The sequence below is a fragment of the Streptomyces sp. NPDC023541 genome, from assembly GCF_055559995.1.
The window spans coordinates 423,785-443,430 of record NZ_JBVHJO010000003.1; the positions used below are offsets into that span (position 1 = coordinate 423,785).

The window sequence follows — 19,646 nt, forward strand, 5'->3', positions numbered from 1 at the left end:
TGCCTACCGGGGGCCGGTGCGGACTCTCACCCCACCCAACGGATCCTACGGCGCCCGCATTCCCCACCCGTCGCAGTGCCGACTCGAACGTGTCAGCTTCGGGGATAGCTGCTCTTCAGCAGGACCTTTCCCGCGGTGGCCGAGCTGGTGCTCTCGCACGTGGTGTCGACGAGGTAGGCGTCCACGCGCGAGGGGTCCTCGGGGTGCGGCAGGACGAGGAGGTAGACGGCGGAGCCCTGGTAGGTGCCCCGTTCGGCGGCGAGCGGAGCATCGGATCGGCCGGTCGCGTCCTGAACGCAGGAGGGGACCGCCGGCGCCGCCCGCTTGCCCTCGGGAGCGATACCGGGAGCGCTGGTGGTGTCGTCCACCCCCAAGGTGTTGTTCTGCTCGCCGGGGGCGGTCTTGGCAGCCGCTCCGGGAGAGACGAGCCGCTGGACGCTGTCCTGGAGGCCCTTCGCGGTGTAGGTGCCGCCGGCGGCCGCGCTGACGGGCGGGTGGGCGGCTGAGTCCGAAGCCGCGGTGTTGGGGTGCGGGGTTCCCGAGGAGTCGACGAAGAGGAAGAGGCCGAGAGCACAGACGGCTGCGCCGGCCAGGCCGCCGAGGACGGCGATCCGACGGCGTGCGCGGCGTCGCCCGGGACCGGTTGGGCCGCTCGGGTGACCGGTCGGCGATGTTTCACGTGAAACGTCTCGGACCGTCGCGCGGGGGTGGGGCGCCGGTGCGGCCTGGTTCCGTGGCTGGGTCGCGTCGAGGAGGGCCTCGGCGGCGAGTGCCGCATCGATCCGCCCGGCGATGTCGCCGGGCATACGGGCAGGCCCGGGGAGGGTGCCGAGGAGGCTGCGGATCTCCTCCAGGGAGGAGTGGACGTCGGCGCACAAGGCGCAGTCGTCGAGGTGACGGCGGATCTCCGCGGTTCGGGACGGGGAGAGTAGTCCTTCTGTCAGGTCGGAGATCTCCGAGACGTCCGGGTGCCGGATCGTGCCGGTCGTGCCGGGCGTGCCAGTCGCAGGGCTCACGGTCGTCCACCTCCGCCCTTCACAGCATCTGGGTCTGGTTGCCTGGGTCCTGCCGCTGGTGGGACGGGCGTGCCCGGCGTCCGGTTCCTTCCCCGCTCGGCGGTGGTGTTATCCCCGGCATTCGTGCGCAGATGAGTGAGGAGCGGCAGGAGTTTCGCCCGGCCGCGGGCGCACCGGCTCTTCACCGTGCCGGCGGGCACGTCGAGGATGTCGGCGGCTTCGGCGACTGGGTATCCCTGCATGTCGACGAGGACGAGCGCGGCCCGCTGCTCGTCCGGGAGGGTCCTGAGAGCGGCCAGGAGCTGGCGGTGGAGGTCCTGGCGTTCCGCGGGCGCCTCGGCGGACTCGTGGGGCTCCAGAAGGCGCTCCAGGCGCTCCGTGTCGTCCAGGGGCGCCGTCCTGCGCGAGGCGGCCTTGCGGGCGCGGTCGAGGCAGGCGTTGACGGTGATCCGGTGCAGCCAGGTGGTGACGGCGGAGTCACCGCGGAAGGTGTGCGCGGCCCGGTAGGCGGAGACCAGGGCGTCCTGCACAGCGTCCGCGGCCTCCTCCCGGTCCCCGAGCGTCCGCAGCGCCACGGCCCACAACCGGTCCCGGTGCCGCCGCACGAGCTCCCCGAAGGCATCGGGATCACCGGCCACGTGCTGCGCCAGAAGCTCCTGGTCGCTGCGCCCCTCCGTGGTTCCTTCTCGCATCACACCCTGCTTCCTCCCCGGACGGAGACTAGGTGCGTCGGCCGGGCGCGTAAAGAATCACGCGATCCGGCCGCGGACCGGCTTGCGCGCAGCCGAGGCGCGTGTGCTCATGACGCGGGGCCGAGCACCTTGATTTCGCTGATTCCGCCTCGGTATCCCCCACCGGAAGGGGGCAACTCGGTGACGTGGATCAGCACATAGCGAGTGCGGATCGGGGTCTCGAGCGTGGGCTGGAGCTTTTTGTCCGTACGCTCCAGCTTGGTGATCCGCTGGGCGAAGGCAGCGACGGAGCCCGGGCTCCCGGCCTCGGGGGCTGCGGCCAGCACCTCGACCGTCTGCCCCGCCACGTACATGTCGACCTCAAGCGCGGACACATCCCTGACCTCGCCCAGGTCCACGATGATCCCGCTGCCGTCGTTCTCCTGTTCCAGGCGGCCGAAGTTGGCGTAGTTGTAGTACTCGGGAGTGATCCAGGCGGATTCGTGATCACCATCGATGGTCTTCGGGGCCAACGCAGGCTTCACCGAGCCCCCGAGGACGGAAACGCCTTGGATCTTCAGGGACTCGCCGGGCCCTGCCTGCTTCGGGTTGTCGTCGGTGCCGGGCTTGGTGGTGTTGCTGGTGCCGCCGTTGCCCTTCTGGGTGCCGCGTTCCAGCAGGGTGTCGGCCAGCTGCCAGCTGCCCAGGCCGAGGGCGGCGATGAGCAGGGCGGCGACACCCCACTTGAGCGCGCGGCCGGTACGGCTCTGCAGGGGCGGCGGCGGAGGCGCCACGGGCAGGCTCTGGACGGCGGTCACGCCCGGAGGCGTGGTGCGGCCGTAACTGCCCTGTTGGTAAGTGGTGTGCTGGTACTCCGGCGGCGCCGTGAAGGCGGGCTCCGGCGGCCGGATGCGGGGCATCGCGGCCACGGCCTTGGACAGCTCCTCCGGGGTGGTGCAGGCCGGTTCCTGACGGGAGGCGGTGGCCCCGTCGTTGGCGAGCGCACGCATGGCGAGCTCCCCCAGGCCCCGGTGGACGCCGGCCCGAACCTGGTCGGGGGCGATCAGGCCGACCCCCTTGGGCAGACCGGCGAGGCCGTACGCGTCGCTCTCGTACGGCCAGCGCTGCGTCAGGGCGGCGTACAGCAGGGCGCCGATGGCTTCGGTGTCGGCGCGCTGCGGGGTCTCGCTGGTGATGCCGCGCAGGGCGGCGTTCACTGCGAGGCCGCGGATGCGCCACTGGCCCGTGGACGTGCGCAGTATCGCGCTGGGCGTAAGTCGCAGGTGAGCGAGCCCCTCGCGGTGTGCGGCGGCCATCGCCTGGGAGACCTGGCTGACGAGCTGGTACGCCTCATGGGCCTCCAGCGGGCCCACAGCGAGCAAGGCGGTGAGTTCGGTGGCGTCGGGCAGCCACTCATGGACGACGTAGACGAGGTCGTTCTCCTCCACGGCATCGAGCACCTGGACGAACCGCGGGTCGCCGAGGAGGGCGGACGAGCGGGCGGCGGCCAGGACGGAGCGTGCCCGTGAGTGGTCGGCGGGCATCAGGTGCACGCCCACGGCACGGCGCAGCTTCTCGTCCATCGCGCGCCAACTGCTGAATCCGTCCACACGGGTGACGCACTCTTCCAGCCGATAGCGTCTGGCGAGCTTGTGACCGCTGTGGAGTTCGGGTGCGGCCGTGGAGGCCGTGTGCTTGCGTTCGCCGTCCTTTTCGGGCATGGGTCCGTCCGCGGCTCGTCCGTTCTGGGTGTCCACCCCGTCGGACGTGGCCCTTGCCGCCTGAGCGGCAGACGGCTCGTCGCCGTCGTTGTCGGCCACGTCGACGGCAGCCGTGCTACGTTCCGCCACCGTCGTTCCTGCCTCCCCATCCGTTGCGCGCTGTAGGCCAGTCTGCGAAGCCATGCCAATTGTGCCCACAGTCCGACGCTATGCACGACACACGAAAGGGGGCGACGGTTGTGCGCATCAGCGCCCCAAACGTCCTCGGACCATCCCGACCATCGCGTTGAGCTCTTCGATCCGCATCCGCTTGGCGGCGATGAGGAACACCGCTGCGAGGGTGATGCCGCCGGCGATCAGGGCGGTGGCGGAACCGAGGACTCCGCTGCCAAGCCACTGAGTGACTCCGAACGCGGCCGCACCGGCCACGGCGGCGGCCGGGACGCAGGCCCCGGTGAGGCGGGCGTAGGTGCGCATCACGTGGGCGCCGTCGAGGTCGCCACCGAGCCGGGTGCGCAGGCGGCGCCAGGCCACGCCGACGCCCACGGCGTAGCCGAGACCGTAGGAGGCCGCCATGCCGACGACCGCCCAGCGGGCGGGGAGTACGAAGAAGGAGATCGCCGAGCCCGCCGCGTTGACGGCGGCGACGATGACGGTGTTGTAGAAGGGCGTGCGGGTGTCCTCGTACGCGTAGAAGCCGCGCAGGACGACGTACTGGACGGAGTACGGGATCAGCCCGAGGCCGAAGGCCATCAGGACGTAGCCGATGTTCTGGGCGCCGGAGCCGGAGCCCGCGTAGAGCAGGGTGGCCATCGGGACGCCGAGCGCGAGGAACGCGAAGGCGCAGGGCACGATCGCGACGGCCGACGTGCGCAGGCCGTACGAGATGTCGTCGCGGACCGCGGCGGCGTCCCCGTCGTGGGCGGAGCGGGAGATGCGGGGCAGGACGGCGGTCATGACGGAGACGGTGATGATCGCCTGCGGCATCTGCCACAGCAGCAGCGCGTAGTTGTAGGCGGTGATGCCGGTGCCGGGGTGGCCCTGCTTCTCGGCGACCGAACCGGCCCAGGTGGCGAGCTGGGTGACGATGACGAGGCCGACCTGGTTGGCGAGGACGAAGAAGAACGTCCACTTGGCCAGGCGGGCCGCCTTGCCGAGGCCGTGGCCCTTCCAGTCGAAGCGCAGGCGCGGCTTGAAGCCGGCGTCGCGCAGGTACGGCAGCATCGCGAGGGCCTGGACGGTCAGGCCGAGCAGGGTGCCCAGACCCAGCAGGCGGACGCCTTCCGGGGTGACGGTGGTGGCGTTGACCCCGGAGGTGGTGAAGCCGCCGAACGCCCAGATGAAGGCGCCGAAGGTGGCGATGACCACGATGTTGTTGAGGACCGGGGTCCACATCATCGCGCCGAAGCGGCCCCGGGCGTTCAGGATCTGACCGAGCACCACGTGGACGCCCATGAAGAACATGGTGGGCAGGCAGTACCGCGCGAAGGCGACGGCCACGTCCATCTGCTGAGGGTCGGAGGCGATCTTCGGCGACATCATCGTGATGAACACCGGTGCGGCCAGGACGCAGATGGTGGTGATGCCGGCCAGCAGGACGACAACGAGGGTCAGCAGCCGGTTGGCGTACGCCTCGCCCCCGTCGTCGTCGTTCTTCATCGCCCGGACCAGCTGCGGGATGAAGACGGCGTTGAGGGCGCCACCGCCGACCAGCACGTAGATCATCGTGGGCAGCGTGTTGGCGATCTGGTACGTGTCGTTGAAGGTGCCGACGCCGATCGCCGCGGCGATGACGAGGGTTCTCAGGAAGCCGGTGATGCGGGAGACGATCGTTCCCGCGGCCATGAGCGCACTGGACTTGAGCAGGCTCGCGGCCCGTCCGGCGGGCTTGGCCGGTGCCGGGACGGCGACGGGGGTGTCCTCGACGGGCGTGCGGGGGGCCGCCTCCTGGTCCCGGTAGAGGTGCGCGAAGGCGTCCGGCGCGGGCTGTTCCTCCGCGGCGCGCGTGACGAGGGAGTCCACGCCCACGAATTCGGTGGTGGTGGCGCGGTCGCCGTACGGCAGGTGTCGGGAGGGGCCGTCCGGCTCGGGCGGCGGGGTCTGGGCCCAGACGCGCGGGTCGGGGGAGTACATGGGCGCGGCCGGCGCCGCGTACAGCGGACCGGGCTCCTGGAAGGTACCGGGGGGCGGCGGCGGGTGCGCGGCACGGTCGTACAGGACCTCACCGACGGGGTCCTGGGCGGACAGGTCCTGGGACCGGTACGGGTCGTAGTCGTAGGCATCCTGGACATACGGGTCGTGGTCCGGCGCGGGCGCAGGCGCGGGAACCTGCCCGGGCACCGGGGTGCCGGGGGCAGTGCCCTGGGAGGGCGCAGGCCCGCCAGTGCCCTGCGCGCGGTCACCGTCGTACGGCGCGTTCATCGAAACCCCACCTCATCGTCCCCAGGCCGACCGGCCACGGCGTCGCTCAACGGTCCACTGTCTCACTCGTGCCGGACCCCTCGGTGCTTTGCGGTTCGGTGTCCGGGGACTCGTCACTCGGCTGCGTGCTCTCCTCGGCGGCAGCACGGGCCGCGACACGCTTGCGGCTGGCGTACATCTTGATGCCTGCCAGGACCAGGAGGAGCACACCGCCGGCGATCACGAGCATCACGGTGGGAGTGATCTCGGTGGCCTCGACGGTGAACCGGCGTTCCTTGCCGTAGGGGATGCCGTCCTTGGTGAAGAGCTGAGCGGTGACTTCGACGGGCCCGCTCGCGGTGGCGTTGGCGGGGAACTTCACCGTCTGGGTGTGGTCGCCCTGGACGGTGACCTGCTGCTCCGCCTGACCGCTGCCGTTGAACATCAGGCGGGACGGGTTGGCGGACTTCACCCGTAGGACCAGGTCGTGCACGTCCTGCACGAGGCTGTTCTGGACGCTGACCGGGATGGTGGCGCTGTGTCCGGACAGGGTGGCGTCGGACTTGGGGATGACCTTGACCTTCTCGGTGAGACCGATCAGATACTCCTGCACCTGGTCCCGGTAGAGGCGGGCCTCATCGGGACGCCCTCGCCAGGAAGTCGACATCTCCCGGTTGACGGTGTTGCCGAAGGGGATTTCCACGCGGTCGGGCGCGGCGAGGATCACCTTGAAATGGTCCAGCGTGTTCTGCGTCGTGCGGATCTTTTCGAAGGCCGACACCGGCAGCTCCTGCTTGCGCAGGTCCTCCGGGTACTGGCCGGCGCCCGGCACCTGGGTGGTGGCGCCCGGGTCGGGCTTGGCGACGGCCGCCGCTTCCAGGTCCGCGGGCTGCGTCCAGCGGCCCCCCTGGAGGCCGCGTATGGCGGCGGCCATCGTCTGGGCCTGGCTGACCGTGGGCGTCCGCTGCGGAGCCACGACGAAGCTGCGCGGTTCGTCGCTCTTCTGCAGGTTCAGGGCGAGGCTGTGGGCGAGGAACCGCTGCACGGCGAGCGTGGAGCTCCCGGCGTTCAGCATGTCGCCCTCGAACGCGGTGGACAGCTCGGCGTCCGCAACGACAGCAGTGGTGCCGGCGCCGATGGGCCGGGCGGCCGACGGCGTGTAACCGAGGGCGCCGCTCTCGACGAGGCTGTCGCTGCGGGTGAGGACGTTGTGGGCACCGGCCGAGGTGGCGACGTTCACGATCGAAGGATCGATGGCACCGTTCACGGGCCAGGAGAAGTCGGTGGACGCGGGGACGTGCAGGACCGTCTCGACGGCCTGCTTCGCCTTGTCGGTGGCCGGGCGCAGCTGTCCCAGGGTGCCCGAGACGTCCTTGCCGTGGTGGGCGAGGGAGGCGAGGTCGGGGTCGGCGAAGGGCAGGGCGACGACCTTCTTGCCCTGTACGGCCGCTTCCAGGGAGCTCAGCCACTGCTCGGCGACGGCCTTGTTCTTGCCCTGGACGGCCTTCCCGTTGGCGCCGCGGACCCGGTATCCCTTGGTCATCGCGTCGACCGTGTAAAGCAGGTCGGGATCGATGACCCAGGTGATCGGCAGGTCCTTGCCGAGGGTGACCATCTGTTCCAGGCGGCCGCCCGACCGGAGTTCTTCGGCGAGGGAGTCGTCGAGGAAGACCGGCGTCTGGAGCTCGTCGGAGCCGGTCTCCGCCGTGACACGGGTGGTGGAGATCAGCGGCCAGGCGTAGGTGAGCTGGGAGCGCTTGGCGGCGGCCTCCGGCTGCCAGGGCAGGAAGGTCCGCTTGATGCCCAGCACCTGCTCGGAGGGCCGGCTGTCGGTGACCCCGGACAGCGAGACACCGAGCTGGTAGACGCCGTCCTTGTCGAGTTCGAGCTTGTTGACCGGGACGGTGAGGGTGAAGTTGTGGGTGACCTTCGACGGCAGCGAGGCGATCTTCACCGCGTACGCCGGGTCGATCTCGCCGGGATCGGTGCCGGCGCGGAAGCCGTTGCGGTCGGCCGTCTCGTCGATGGACGACCGGTCCGTGAGCGCCGGCCCGACCCGCAGGCCGACGTGGGCGTCGGTGATCGTCTCGGATCCGGTGTTGATCACGGTGCCCTGGATGGTGAGGGTGTCACCCTTCACCGGGGCGCTGGGCGCCATGGAGACCAGCTGGACATCGACTGAGGAGGCCTGGACGGCCTCGGCCTGGGGGGCGGGGCCATAGACGAGACCGGCCAGCACGGGGGTCCCGGCGAGCAGGACGATCGCGCGCCGCAGCCATCGGCGCCGGACAGGGGCGGGGGACGCCCCTTGGATGTCTGCCGCCTCGGCCACGCGCTAGCCCGTCCCTAGAAGTGTCAGTGGTCGTCTTTTGTGCGTCCACGAATGGTAACGAGGTGCGCTGTGTGCGAGTGCCGCACCTTGCTCCACATGATCGGTTCAGCCCCGCGGTGGCCGCGTACCGGGGTCGCCGATAAACGGGGCGGTGCCCGGGGGGCCGGGCACGTACCCTTTTCAGTTGTGCCGAACGCCAACGAAGACAACCCCAGTGCCCTGAGTCAGGTGCAGCGCCGCGCGGTCAGTGAACTGCTGGAGGTCGCTCCTGTCGCCGACGAGCTCGGCCGCCGGTTCCAGGAGGCGGGCTTCCGCCTCGCCCTGGTCGGCGGGTCCGTCCGTGATGCGCTGCTCGGGCGTCTCGGTAACGATCTCGACTTCACCACCGACGCCCGCCCCGAGGACGTTTTGAAGATCGTCCGGCCGTGGGCCGACTCGGTCTGGGACGTCGGCATCGCCTTCGGCACCGTCGGGGCCCATAAGAACGCGCGCGTCGGAGACGCTGTCCGGAACTTCCAGATCGAGGTGACGACCTACCGCTCGGAGGCCTACGACCGCACGTCGCGCAAGCCGGAGGTCTCGTACGGCGACTCGATCGCCGAGGACCTCGTGCGCCGTGATTTCACGGTCAACGCCATGGCGCTGGCCCTGCCCGAGCAGGAGTTCATCGACCCGCACGGTGGCCTGGAAGATCTGGCCGCCGGCGTCCTGCGGACCCCCGGAACCCCCGAGGACTCCTTCTCCGACGATCCCCTGCGGATGCTGCGGGCGGCGCGCTTCTCGGCGCAGCTGGACTTCGAGGTCGCCCCGGAGGTCGTGGCGGCGATGAAGGCGATGTCCGAGCGGATCGAGATCGTTTCCGCGGAGCGGGTCCAGGGCGAGCTGAACAAGCTGATCCTTTCCTCCAACCCGCGTCGGGGTCTGGGACTGCTGGTGGACACCGGCCTGGCCGACCAGGTGCTGCCCGAGCTGCCCGCGCTGCGACTGGAGAGTGACGAGCACCACCGGCACAAGGACGTCTACGACCACTCGCTGATCGTGCTGGAGCAGGCGATCGCGCTGGAGGAGGACGGCCCGGACCTCGTGCTGCGGCTCGCCGCCCTGCTGCACGACATCGGCAAGCCCCGCACCCGCCGTTTCGAGAGCGACGGCCGGGTCTCCTTCCACCACCACGAGGTGGTCGGCGCGAAGATGACCAAGAAGCGGCTGACCGCGCTGAAGTACTCCAACGACATGATCAAGGACGTGTCCCGGCTGGTCGAGCTGCACCTGCGCTTCCACGGCTACGGGGACGGGGAATGGACGGACTCCGCGGTGCGGCGCTACGTGCGTGACGCCGGGCCGTTGCTGGACCGTCTGCACAAGCTGACCCGGTCCGACTGCACCACCCGCAACAAGCGCAAGGCCAACGCGCTCTCCCGCACCTACGACGGGCTCGAGCAGCGCATCGCGCAGCTGCAGGAGCAGGAGGAGCTGGACGCGATCCGGCCCGACCTGGACGGCAACGAGATCATGCGCGTCCTGGACGTGGGCCCGGGGCCGGTGATCGGCAAGGCCTACGCCTTCCTGCTGGAGATGCGGCTCGAGAACGGCCCGATGGGGCATGACGCCGCCGTGATGGCCCTCAAGGAGTGGTGGGCGGCCCAGGCCTGATCTGCGGGTGCGGGCGCCGATGTTTCACGTGAAACATCGGCGCCCGTGGACGGGGATGGGGGATGTTTCACGTGAAACATCGGCTGCGTCGGCCGAGCAGCACTGCGGTCAGGGCGTAGAGGACGGACACGCAGACGAGCAGGACCACGGACTGCCCGTCGGCGGGGAGCATGAGGGCGGCCACCGCTGCCGCCCCGACGAAAGCGACGTTGAACAGCACGTCGTAGACGGAGAACACCCGGCCGCGGTAGTCGTCGTCCACCTGGGACTGCACTTCGGTATCGGTGGAGATCTTGGCGCCCTGGGTGGCCAGGCCGAGGACGAACGCGGCGGCCAGCATCGGCCCCGGGGTGAAGAACAGGCCCAGGGCCGGCACCAGGACGGCGGAGCCCGCGGCGCAGGCGGTGATCCAGCCGAGGGTGCCCAGCCGGCCCACCATCCACGGGGTCACGACGGCGGCCGCGAAGAATCCGGCCCCCGAGGCGCCGACCGCGATGCCCAGGAGCGCGAGTCCCTCGGCTTCGCTGCCGGACCAGGCGTAGCGGCAGAGCATCAGCAGCATGACGAACAGGGCCCCGTAGCAGAACCTCATCATGGTCATCGCGGTGAGCGCCCGGGCCGCCCGGCGCCGGGCGGCGAGGTGCCGGAGGCCTTCGGCCATGCCCCGCACCGTGAGGGCGATGCCTTCGGCCAGCGAGGGATGGGCCTGCCCGGCGGAATGGTCGGGGCCGAGGAGTCCGATGGCGAGGCGCAGGGCAACCAGGGCAGCACAGAGATAGAGACAGGCTCCGAGCAGCACGACGAGCGCATTGGAGCCGGAGGCGAGCAGCCGGACGAGGAAGGCCAGCCCTCCGCCGGCCACGGCCGCGAGGGTTCCCGCGGTGGGGGAGAGCGCGTTCGCCGTGACCAACTGGTCGGCTCCGACGACGCGGGGCAGTGCGGCGGCCAGACCGGCCAGTACGAAGCGGTTGACCGCGGTCACGGACAGCGCCGAGGCGTAGAACAGCCAGTCGGGCACGTGCGCGACGATCAGCACGGCGGTGATGCAGGCGAGGAAGGCCCGCAACAGGTTGCCGTAGAGGAAGACCTGGCGGCGGCGCCAGCGGTCGAGCAGTACCCCGGCGAAGGGGCCGATCACCGAGTAGGGCAGCAGCAGTACCGCCATGGCCGAGGCGATGGCCGCCGGGGAGGTCTGTTTCTCGGGGGAGAAGACGACGTAGGTGGCGAGCGCGACCTGGTACACGCCGTCCGCCGCCTGGGAGAGCAGCCGTACGGCGAGCAGGTTGCGGAAGTCCCTCAGGCGCAGGAGTACGCGCAGATCACGTACGACAGGCATGAGGGAAAGGGTCACATACGCGGAGGGTCCCCGGGCACTTTGCCCGGGGACCCTCCGCGGAAGAACAGCCGAAGCCCAGGTGTCGACCGGACCGGCAGGCTTCGACTAGCGCTCGACCTCGCCCTTGATGAACTTCTCGACGTTGGCCAGGGCCTCGTCGTCGAAGTACTGGACCGGCGGGGACTTCATGAAGTAGCTGGACGCCGACAGGATCGGGCCGCCGATACCGCGGTCCTTGGCGATCTTCGCAGCGCGCAGGGCGTCGATGATGACACCGGCGGAGTTCGGGGAGTCCCACACCTCGAGCTTGTACTCGAGGTTCAGCGGGACGTCGCCGAAGGCGCGGCCCTCAAGACGGACGTAGGCCCACTTGCGGTCGTCGAGCCACGCGACGTAGTCGGACGGGCCGATGTGGACGTTCTTCTCGCCCATCTCACGGTCCGGGATCTGCGAGGTGACGGCCTGCGTCTTGGAGATCTTCTTCGACTCGAGGCGGTCGCGCTCGAGCATGTTCTTGAAGTCCATGTTGCCGCCGACGTTGAGCTGCATGGTGCGCTCAAGACGGACACCGCGGTCCTCGAACAGCTTCGCCATCACGCGGTGCGTGATGGTGGCGCCGACCTGCGACTTGATGTCGTCGCCGACGATCGGGACACCGGCCTCGGTGAACTTGTCGGCCCACTCCTTGGTGCCGGCGATGAAGACCGGGAGGGCGTTGACGAAGGCGACCTTGGCGTCGATGGCGCACTGCGCGTAGAACTTCGCCGCGTCCTCGGAGCCGACGGGCAGGTAGCAGATCAGGACGTCGACCTGGCGGTCCTTGAGGATCTGGACCACGTCGACCGGAGCCTCGGCGGACTCCTCGATCGTCAGGCGGTAGTACTTGCCCAGGCCGTCCAGGGTGTGACCGCGCTGAACGGTGACACCGGTGTTCGGGACGTCGCAGATCTTGATGGTGTTGTTCTCGCTGGCGCCGATGGCGTCCGAAAGGTCGAGGCCGACCTTCTTCGCGTCGACGTCGAACGCGGCGACGAACTCGATGTCACGCACGTGGTAGTCGCCGAACTGGACGTGCATCAGCCCGGGGACCTTGGACGCCGGGTCGGCGTCCTTGTAGTACTCGACGCCCTGCACCAGCGAGGCGGCGCAGTTGCCCACGCCGACGATGGCTACGCGAACCGAACCCATTCCGGTTGCTCCCTGTTTGTTCTCGGACAAGGCCTGCAAGATGCAGACCTCATTTTTCGGTTTCGTCGGACGGACCTGATCGTCTCCGATCCCGTCCCGCCCGCTCACTCTCGATGAGCTCGTTCAGCCAGCGCACTTCGCGCTCCACGGACTCCATGCCGTGCCGCTGCAGCTCAAGCGTGTAGTCGTCGAGGCGCTCCCGCGTCCGGGCGAGTGAGGCGCGCATCTTCTCCAGGCGCTCCTCCAGCCGACTGCGACGGCCCTCCAGTACCCGCATCCGCACGTCTCGTTCGGTCTGGCCGAAGAAGGCGAAGCGGGCGGCGAAGGACTCGTCCTCCCAGGTCTCGGGGCCCGTGTGGGAGAGGAGCTCCTCGAAGTGCTCCTTACCCGCGGCCGTCAACCGGTAGACGATCTTGGCGCGGCGCCCTGCGAGTGAAGCGGCGAGAGCGTCTTCCGGGGCGTTGCCCGGTTCTTCGATCAACCAGCCGTTGGCGACGAGTGTCTTGAGGCAGGGGTAGAGCGTCCCGTAGCTGAAGGCTCTGAACACTCCCAGCGAGGTGTTGAGCCGCTTGCGCAGCTCATAGCCGTGCATGGGGGATTCGCGGAGCAGGCCGAGGACGGCGAACTCGAGGATGCCGGAGCGTCTGCTCATCCGCCTGCCCTCTCCTCCACCCCTGAGTCATTATGTCGAGCTGATGTATCGACTCGATACATCCAGACGATAGAACGGCCCGCCTTCATCGACAAGGGGAGGCGTGGTGACCGGCATCACATCACCGTTTCGCACCAGGCAGGTTGCCTGATTTGGGGTGAACTTCGGCACTGGTCGGGTTTTGACCGTGCGTAGTCTGTGCGCCATGACACCGGGGGGAACCGGAATTCACCTGCCGCTTCCAGGCCACTCGCCTGCCCGAGGAGTAGTCGTTCGATGAGCGAGCACCGCCGCAAACCGCCGCAGCCCCAGGGCGGGGGGCGGGCCTCTGCCCGCCGCGCCGCCCAGCAGCGCCCCGGCAGGGGTGCCCCGGCCGGACGTGACGTCCCCACGGCGTCACACAGCGGCCCGTACGCACAGCAGCCCGCCCAGGGCAGTCGCGCCGACGCCCGCCGAGCGGCGCAGAGAGGGTCCTCGGGCCGTGGCAGAGGCGCTGCGGGGAGCGGACGCGGCGCCGGCCGCCCGGACAAGCGGCTCATCAACTACCCGCGGTCCGACCGGGACGGCTGGAAGCGCTTCCTGCCTTCATGGAAGCTGGTCTCCGGTACCGCCCTCGGCTTCTTCGCGGTCATCATCGCCGGTGCCGGCATCGGCATCGCCATGGTGAGCACCCCGGACCCGAACAAGGCGGCCAAGGCGCAGAACAACGTCTTCTATTGGGCCGACGGATCCCAGATGGTGGCGACGGGCGGTTCGATGAACCGGCAGATCGTCCCCATCTCGAGCATCCCCCGGTCCATGAGGGACGCCGTGATCGCGGCGGAGAACGAGTCATTCGAGACGGACAAGGGCGTGGACCCGATGGGTATCGCCCGCGCCGTCTGGAACATGGGCACGGGCGGCTCCACCCAGGGCGGCTCGACCATCACCCAGCAGTACGTGAAGAACACCTACCTGGACTCCGACCAGACGCTCAAGCGAAAGGTCACCGAGCTCTTCATCGCGATAAGGCTCGGTGTCTCCGAGGAGAAGGACACCGTCCTCGCCGGGTACCTGAACACCGCCTACTACGGCCGGGACGCCTACGGCATCCAGGCCGCGGCCCGCGCCTACTTCGGCAAGGACAGCCAGGACCTGAACCCCTCCGAGTGCGCGTTCCTGGCCGCCGTGCTGAAGGGCCCCAACCTCTACAACCCGGACGGCGGCATCGGCGCCGCCGCCACCCCCGCCCTCAACGAGGACCGCGCGAGGAAGCGCTGGGCCTGGGTGCTGGACCGCGAGGTCGAGGTGGGCCGCATGGAGGCGGCGGAGCGGGCGAAGTACACGGAATTCCCCGCGCGCGTCGAGTCCGAGCAGGCCCGCGGCATGACCGGCCAGATCGGCTATCTGGTCGACACGGCCAAGGCGTACGTGATGAAGACCAAGGGCATCACCGCCGAGCAGATGGCCCTGGGCGGCTACCGGATCAAGACCACCTTCGAGAAGCCCAAGGTGGACGCCATGGTCAAGGCGGTCGAGGACATCCGCGCCGGCCTGATCGACGAGAAGAAGCGCCCCGAGACCGACACCTTCGTACAGTTCGGCGCCGCCTCCGTCGACGTCAAGACCGGCGCGCTCGTCGCCCTGTACGGCGGCCCGGGCTGGGACCAGAAGTACTTCAGCAACAACGCCAACACCAGCGGCGTCCCCGTCGGTTCGACCTGGAAGCCGTACGTGCTGGCGGCGGCCATGGAGTACGGCACCCAGAACTCCAACGGCAAGGGCATCTCGGTCAACAGCAAGTACCAGGCCAACGACCTCACCGTGATCAACAACCGTGAGGGCAGGCCCCTGCGCGACGCGTCGGGCAACCCGTTCCGGCAGAAGAACGAGAGCCCCACCGCCTTCGGGTACGTGACCCTCAACGAGGCGATGGAGAAGTCCATCAACGTCCCGTTCGCCCAGCTCGTCTTCGACGTCGGCCACGACAAGGTCAAGAACGTGGCGAAGGCCACGGGCATCCTCGAGGAGTCGATCAACCCGAACACCGACGCCTCCTTCGCCCTGGGCACCTCGACCCCCAGCGCCATCCGCATGGCCGACTCGTACGCGACCTTCGCCGCCTCCGGCATGCACCGCGAGCCGTACTCCGTGATCGCGGTCGAGAAGAACGGCGAGAAGCTGACCGGCTTCGAGGCCCCCAAGGACCAGCGGGCCATGGACAACGCGGTCGCGGACAACGTCACCAAGGTGCTGGAGAACGTCGTCGAGAACGGCACCGGCAAGAAGGCCAAGAAGCTGGGCCGGCCCGCCGCGGGCAAGACCGGTACCACGGACGAGAACAAGTCGGCGTGGTTCGTCGGCTATACCCCGGAGCTGTCCACCTCCGTGGTCCTCTTCCGCACCGATCCCAACTCGGCGGAGAAGGAGCTCATCTCCATGAAGGGCGTGGGCGACATCCCCTCCCTCCACGGCGGTGACATCCCGGCCGAGATCTGGACCGAGTACATGAGCGAGGCCCTCAAGGGCAAGCCCGTCACAAAGTTCCCCGAGGCCGAGGACATCGGCGTCACGGCTGACTCCGCCGGCGCCCCCTCCCCCACCCCCGTGGCACCCGCGACGCCGTCCGCGCCGCCGTCGTCGATCCCGCCGAGCTCCCCGCCGCCGTCCCCGAAGCCTTCCAAGGGCAGCGCCCGGCCGTGCAAGCCGTGGGAGCTTTACTGCGACCCGGACACCACGCGGGGCGGCACCAACGAGGGCACGTCCACCGGCACCGACTCCGGCGTCATCGGCGGGCCCAGCACATCGCCGTCCCCGTCGCCCAGCGGCAGGCCGGGCCGCCCGGGAGGCCTGACCGGATCGACCACCGGCACCACCGTGCCTGACTGATCCGCCCACCGCCCCCGTGAGCCCGGGAAGGCCGTCGCACACACCGTGCGGCGGCCTTCCCCGGTGCCCGGCCCCGTACGGCAGGATGAGCCCCATGACGAAGGTGCACGAGGACCGCCCCGTACTGCCCACGCAGCAGGACGAGGTCGCCGCAGCCGGCAGTGAGCTCATCGGCGGCCCGCTCGGCCGCTACGCCCGGCTCGGCGGACACTGGCTGGGACCGGTGCGCGTCGTGGCCCTCATCGCCATCGGAATGTTCGCCCTCGGCATGGTGCAGAAGCTGCCCTGCTACGACTGGGCGTGGTTCCGCGGGGCCACCTCGCAGTACACCCACGCCTGCTACTCCGACATCCCGCACCTGTACGCGGTCCGCGGCTTCGCCGACAACCTGACGCCCTACTTCGACCGGCTGCCCGGCGACATGGAGTACCTGGAGTACCCGGTGCTCACCGGGCTCTTCATGGAGATCGCCTCCTGGCTGACCCCCGGCAGCGGCTCCATGCAGCACCGCGAGCAGATGTACTGGATGGTCAACGCGGGCATGCTGATGGCCTGCGCGGCGGTCATCGCCGTCTGCGTCGCCCGGACACACCGCCGCCGGCCCTGGGACGCCCTGCTCTTCGCCCTCGCGCCCGCCTTCGCGCTGACGGCGACGATCAACTGGGACCTGCTGGCCATCGCCCTGACCGCGGCCGGGATGCTGATGTGGTCCCGGGGGCGAACGGTCCTCTTCGGCGTCCTCATCGGCCTGGCCACCGCCGCCAAGCTGTATCCCGTACTGCTGCTCGGCGTCCTGTTCGTGCTGTGCTGGCGGGCCGGCAAGTGGCGCGAGTTCGGCCTGGCCGCCCTGGGAGCGGCCCTGGCCTGGATCACGGTGAACCTCCCCGTCATGCTCCTCGCCTGGGAGGGCTGGACGAAGTTCTACACCTTCAGCCAGGAGCGGCCCATCGACTTCGGCTCCGTATGGCTGCTGATCTCCCAGCGCTCGGGCAACCCCCTGCATGACGCCAACACCTACGCGACCGGGCTGACGCTCCTGCTCTGCGGGGCCATCGGACTGCTCACCCTGACCGCCCCCCGCCGCCCCCGCTTCGCCCAGCTGGCCTTCCTCGTCGTCGCCGCCTTCATCCTCTGCAACAAGGTCTACTCACCGCAGTACGTGCTGTGGCTCATCCCGCTCGCCGCGCTGGCCCGGCCGCGCTGGAGGGACTTCCTGATCTGGCAGGCCGGCGAGGTCGCCTACTTCCTCGGGATCTGGTCCTACCTCGCGTACATCAACAGCGGGGACAAGCACCAGGGCCTGCCCGTGGAGGGCTACCAGCTGGCGATCGCCGCCCACCTGCTGACCACGCTCTACCTGTGCGCCGTCATCGTCCGCGACATCCTCCTCCCGGAGCGCGACGCCGTCCGCCAGGGCGGCTCGGACGACCCCTCCGGGGGCGTACTGGACGGGGCCGAGGACGTGTTCGTGCTGTCGGACGCAGCGAGGGCGCCGCGGTACGCGACGCCCTCGGAGGGACAGCGGGTCGACTGGGGCACCGGCCCCAGGGACTGAGCGGGACGGCTCAGGCGTCGAGCACCCGGTCGAACTGCGTGGTGGTGTGGCGCAGGTGCGCCACCAGCTCGTCGCCGACCTTCGGCTCGGTCGCGTCGGCGGGCACGAACAGGATCGACACCTGCATGTGCGGCGGTTCGGCGAACCAGCGCTGCTTGCCCGCCCACACGAATGGCGACAGGTTCCTGTTGACCGTGGCCAGACCCGCCCGGGCGACCCCCTTGGCGCGCGGCATCACACCGTGCAGCGCCTTCGGGGCCTCCAGACCCACACCGTGCGAGGTACCGCCGGCGACCACGACCAGCCAGCCGTCGGACGCGGCCTTCTGCTGGCGGTACCCGAAGCGGTCTCCCTTGGCCACGCGGGTCACGTCGAGCACCGAGCCGCGGTACTGGGTCGCCTCGTGGTCGCCCAGCCACAGCCGGGTGCCGATCCGGGCCCGGAAGCGGGTCTGCGGGAACTGCTGCTGGAGCCGTGCCAGCTCCTCGGCCCGCAGGTGGCTGACGAACATGGTGTGCAGCGGCAGCCGGGCAGCGCGCAGCCGGTCCATCCAGCCGATGACCTCCTCCACGGCGTCCGAGCCGTCGGGGCGGTCCAGGGGCAGGTGCAGGGCGAAGCCCTCCAGCCGTACGTCCTCGATCGCGCCGTGCAGCTGGCCCAGGTCCTGCTCGGAGATTCCGTGGCGGCGCATCGAGCTCATGCACTCGATGACCACACGGGCGCCGACCAGGCTGCGGACCCCGTCCAGCGAGGACACCGAGCGGATGACCCGGTCCGGCAGCGGTACAGGCTCCTCGCCCCGGCGGAACGGGGTGAGGACGAGAAGGTCGCCGCCGAACAGGTCCTTGATGCCGGCGGCCTCGTACGTCGTTCCGACGGCGAGTACATCGGCGCCCATCCGGGTCGCCTCCTCGCACAGCCGCTCGTGGCCGAAGCCGTAACCGTTGCCCTTGCAGACCGGGACCATCCCGGGGAACTGGTCCTGGACCTGCTTCTGGTGCGCACGCCAGCGCGCGGTGTCGACGTAGAGCGTGAGCGCCATGCCCGTCCGGGACCTCTCCTGGGAAGCTGCGCGGTGCAGCGGGACTGTGTGGGGGAAAGCGGGTGGATCCGGGTCAGCGCCGCGACATGTAGATGTCGAGCGCCTTGTGCAGCACCTTGTTCAGCGGGAAGTCCCATTCGCCGACGTACTCGACGGCTTCGCCGCCCGTACCGACCTTGAACTGGATCAAACCGAACAGGTGGTCGTTCTCGTCCAGCGTGTCAGAAATTCCGCGCAGGTCGTAGACGCTCGCACCGAGTGCGTACGCGTCGCGCAGCATGCGCCACTGCATCGCGTTCGAAGGCCGGACCTCGCGCTTGTGGTTGGCGGAGGCGCCGTAGGAGTACCAGACGTGCTGGCCGACGGTGAGCATCGTCGCGGCGGCCAGCGGCTCGCCCTCGTGCGTGGCGATGTAGAGGCGCATCCGGTTGGGGTCCTCGGAGTTGAGGGCCGTCCACTGGCGCTGGAAGTAGCTGAGGGGGCGCGGGCGGAACTTGTCGCGCTCGGCGGTGATCTCGTAGAGGTGCTGCCAGGTCGGCAGGTCGTCGTAGCCGCCCTGGACGACCTCGACGCCGGCCTTCTCCGCCTTCTTGATGTTGCGGCGCCACAGCTGGTTGAAGCCCTTGAGGACATCGTCCAGCGAGCGGTTGGCGAGCGGGACCTGGAAGACGTAGCGGGGCTGGACGTCGCCGAAGCCGGCGCCGCCGTCCTCCGCCTGCTGCCAGCCCATGCGGCGCAGCTTGTCGGAGACCTCGAAGGCGCGCGGCTCGATGACCGAGGCCTCCACGTCGCGCAGACGCTTCACGTTCGGGTCCTGGATGCCGGCCTTGATGGCGGCCGAGTTCCAGCGGCGGATGACGACGGGCGGGCCCATCTTCACGGTGAAGGCGCCCTGCTGCTTGAGGTGGGCCAGCATCGGCTGGAGCCACTCCTCCAGGTTCGGGGCGTACCAGTTGATGACCGGCCCCTCGGGGAGGTACGCGAGGTAGCGCTTCACCTTGGGCAGCTGCCGGTACAACACGAGTGCCGCTCCGACGAGTTCCTCGGACTCGTTGAACCAACCGAGGTTCTCGGAACGCCACTCGTTCTTCACGTCGGCCCACGCCGGGACCTGGCAGTGGCTCGCCGAGGGCAGGCTCTGGAGGTAACCCAGATGCTGCTCTCGGCTGATGGTCCTCAGGGACAGGCTCATGCGGGGCGTCTCCTCGGCGG

Annotated in this window: 13 protein-coding genes; 3 read left to right on the forward strand and 10 right to left on the reverse strand. The window is 69.7% G+C overall.

Annotation, left to right across the window (positions count from 1 at the left end; all coding sequences use genetic code 11):
• Positions 1-92: 92 nt before the first annotated feature.
• The 5 genes from ACZ3X1_RS09505 to ACZ3X1_RS09525 all read right to left on the reverse strand — a co-directional run bounded on the left by ACZ3X1_RS09505 (position 93) and on the right by ACZ3X1_RS09525 (position 8,140).
• Positions 93-1,016 (reverse strand): anti-sigma factor family protein, encoded by a 924-nt coding sequence (locus tag ACZ3X1_RS09505; protein WP_467278210.1) that lies wholly within the window; start codon positions 1,014-1,016, stop codon positions 93-95.
• Entirely contained in the window at positions 1,013-1,708 is a 696-nt protein-coding gene (sigM, locus tag ACZ3X1_RS09510) for an RNA polymerase sigma factor SigM (RefSeq protein ID WP_467278212.1), read from the reverse strand. The genes ACZ3X1_RS09505 and sigM overlap by 4 nt, the downstream gene beginning before the upstream one ends.
• Positions 1,709-1,815: 107 nt before the next feature.
• Positions 1,816-3,537, reverse strand: a complete 1,722-nt coding sequence (locus ACZ3X1_RS09515; protein ID WP_467278215.1) for a protein kinase family protein — start codon at positions 3,535-3,537, stop codon at positions 1,816-1,818.
• Between the two features lie 117 nt (positions 3,538-3,654).
• Positions 3,655-5,829 carry a murein biosynthesis integral membrane protein MurJ gene (gene murJ, locus ACZ3X1_RS09520; protein WP_467278218.1) on the reverse strand — a complete coding sequence of 725 codons (2,175 nt, stop codon included), beginning with the start codon at positions 5,827-5,829 and terminating at the stop codon, positions 3,655-3,657.
• A gap of 46 nt (positions 5,830-5,875) precedes the next feature.
• On the reverse strand, positions 5,876-8,140 hold the full coding sequence (locus tag ACZ3X1_RS09525) for a DUF6049 family protein (protein ID WP_467278220.1): 2,265 nt from the start codon (positions 8,138-8,140) through the stop codon (positions 5,876-5,878).
• A 186-nt stretch (positions 8,141-8,326) separates the two neighbouring features.
• On the opposite strand from ACZ3X1_RS09525, the gene ACZ3X1_RS09530 reads away from it, so the two are divergent.
• Positions 8,327-9,793: a CCA tRNA nucleotidyltransferase gene (locus ACZ3X1_RS09530; RefSeq protein ID WP_356811290.1), complete on the forward strand. Its 1,467-nt coding sequence runs from the start codon at positions 8,327-8,329 to the stop codon at positions 9,791-9,793.
• Between the two features lie 67 nt (positions 9,794-9,860).
• On the opposite strand, the gene ACZ3X1_RS09535 is transcribed toward ACZ3X1_RS09530, so the two are convergent.
• The 3 genes from ACZ3X1_RS09535 to ACZ3X1_RS09545 all read right to left on the reverse strand — a co-directional run bounded on the left by ACZ3X1_RS09535 (position 9,861) and on the right by ACZ3X1_RS09545 (position 12,969).
• Positions 9,861-11,129, reverse strand: a complete 1,269-nt coding sequence (locus ACZ3X1_RS09535; RefSeq protein WP_390075343.1) for an MFS transporter — start codon at positions 11,127-11,129, stop codon at positions 9,861-9,863.
• A 105-nt stretch (positions 11,130-11,234) separates the two neighbouring features.
• Entirely contained in the window at positions 11,235-12,317 is a 1,083-nt protein-coding gene (locus ACZ3X1_RS09540; RefSeq protein WP_356811292.1) for an inositol-3-phosphate synthase, read from the reverse strand.
• A 49-nt stretch (positions 12,318-12,366) separates the two neighbouring features.
• The gene (locus ACZ3X1_RS09545; RefSeq protein ID WP_030025751.1) at positions 12,367-12,969 is read right to left on the reverse strand and encodes a PadR family transcriptional regulator; all 603 of its coding nucleotides are present in this window, start codon (positions 12,967-12,969) and stop codon (positions 12,367-12,369) included.
• Between the two features lie 276 nt (positions 12,970-13,245).
• Here ACZ3X1_RS09545 and ACZ3X1_RS09550 point away from each other — a divergent pair, with 276 nt between their 5' ends.
• Both ACZ3X1_RS09550 and ACZ3X1_RS09555 read left to right on the forward strand, forming a co-directional pair.
• A complete protein-coding gene (locus tag ACZ3X1_RS09550) occupies positions 13,246-15,837 on the forward strand; it encodes a transglycosylase domain-containing protein (protein WP_467278227.1) in 2,592 nt (863 codons plus the stop codon).
• Positions 15,838-15,931: 94 nt separating this feature from the next.
• Complete coding sequence (locus ACZ3X1_RS09555) at positions 15,932-17,392, forward strand: glycosyltransferase family 87 protein (RefSeq protein ID WP_467278229.1); 1,461 nt, start codon at positions 15,932-15,934, stop codon at positions 17,390-17,392.
• Positions 17,393-17,402: 10 nt separating this feature from the next.
• On the opposite strand, the gene ACZ3X1_RS09560 is transcribed toward ACZ3X1_RS09555, so the two are convergent.
• On the reverse strand, positions 17,403-18,434 hold the full coding sequence (locus ACZ3X1_RS09560; RefSeq protein ID WP_362628731.1) for an alanine racemase: 1,032 nt from the start codon (positions 18,432-18,434) through the stop codon (positions 17,403-17,405).
• Between the two features lie 73 nt (positions 18,435-18,507).
• On the reverse strand, positions 18,508-19,626 hold the full coding sequence (locus ACZ3X1_RS09565) for a lipid II:glycine glycyltransferase FemX (RefSeq protein ID WP_030025757.1): 1,119 nt from the start codon (positions 19,624-19,626) through the stop codon (positions 18,508-18,510).
• Between the last annotated feature and the right edge of the window lie 20 nt (positions 19,627-19,646).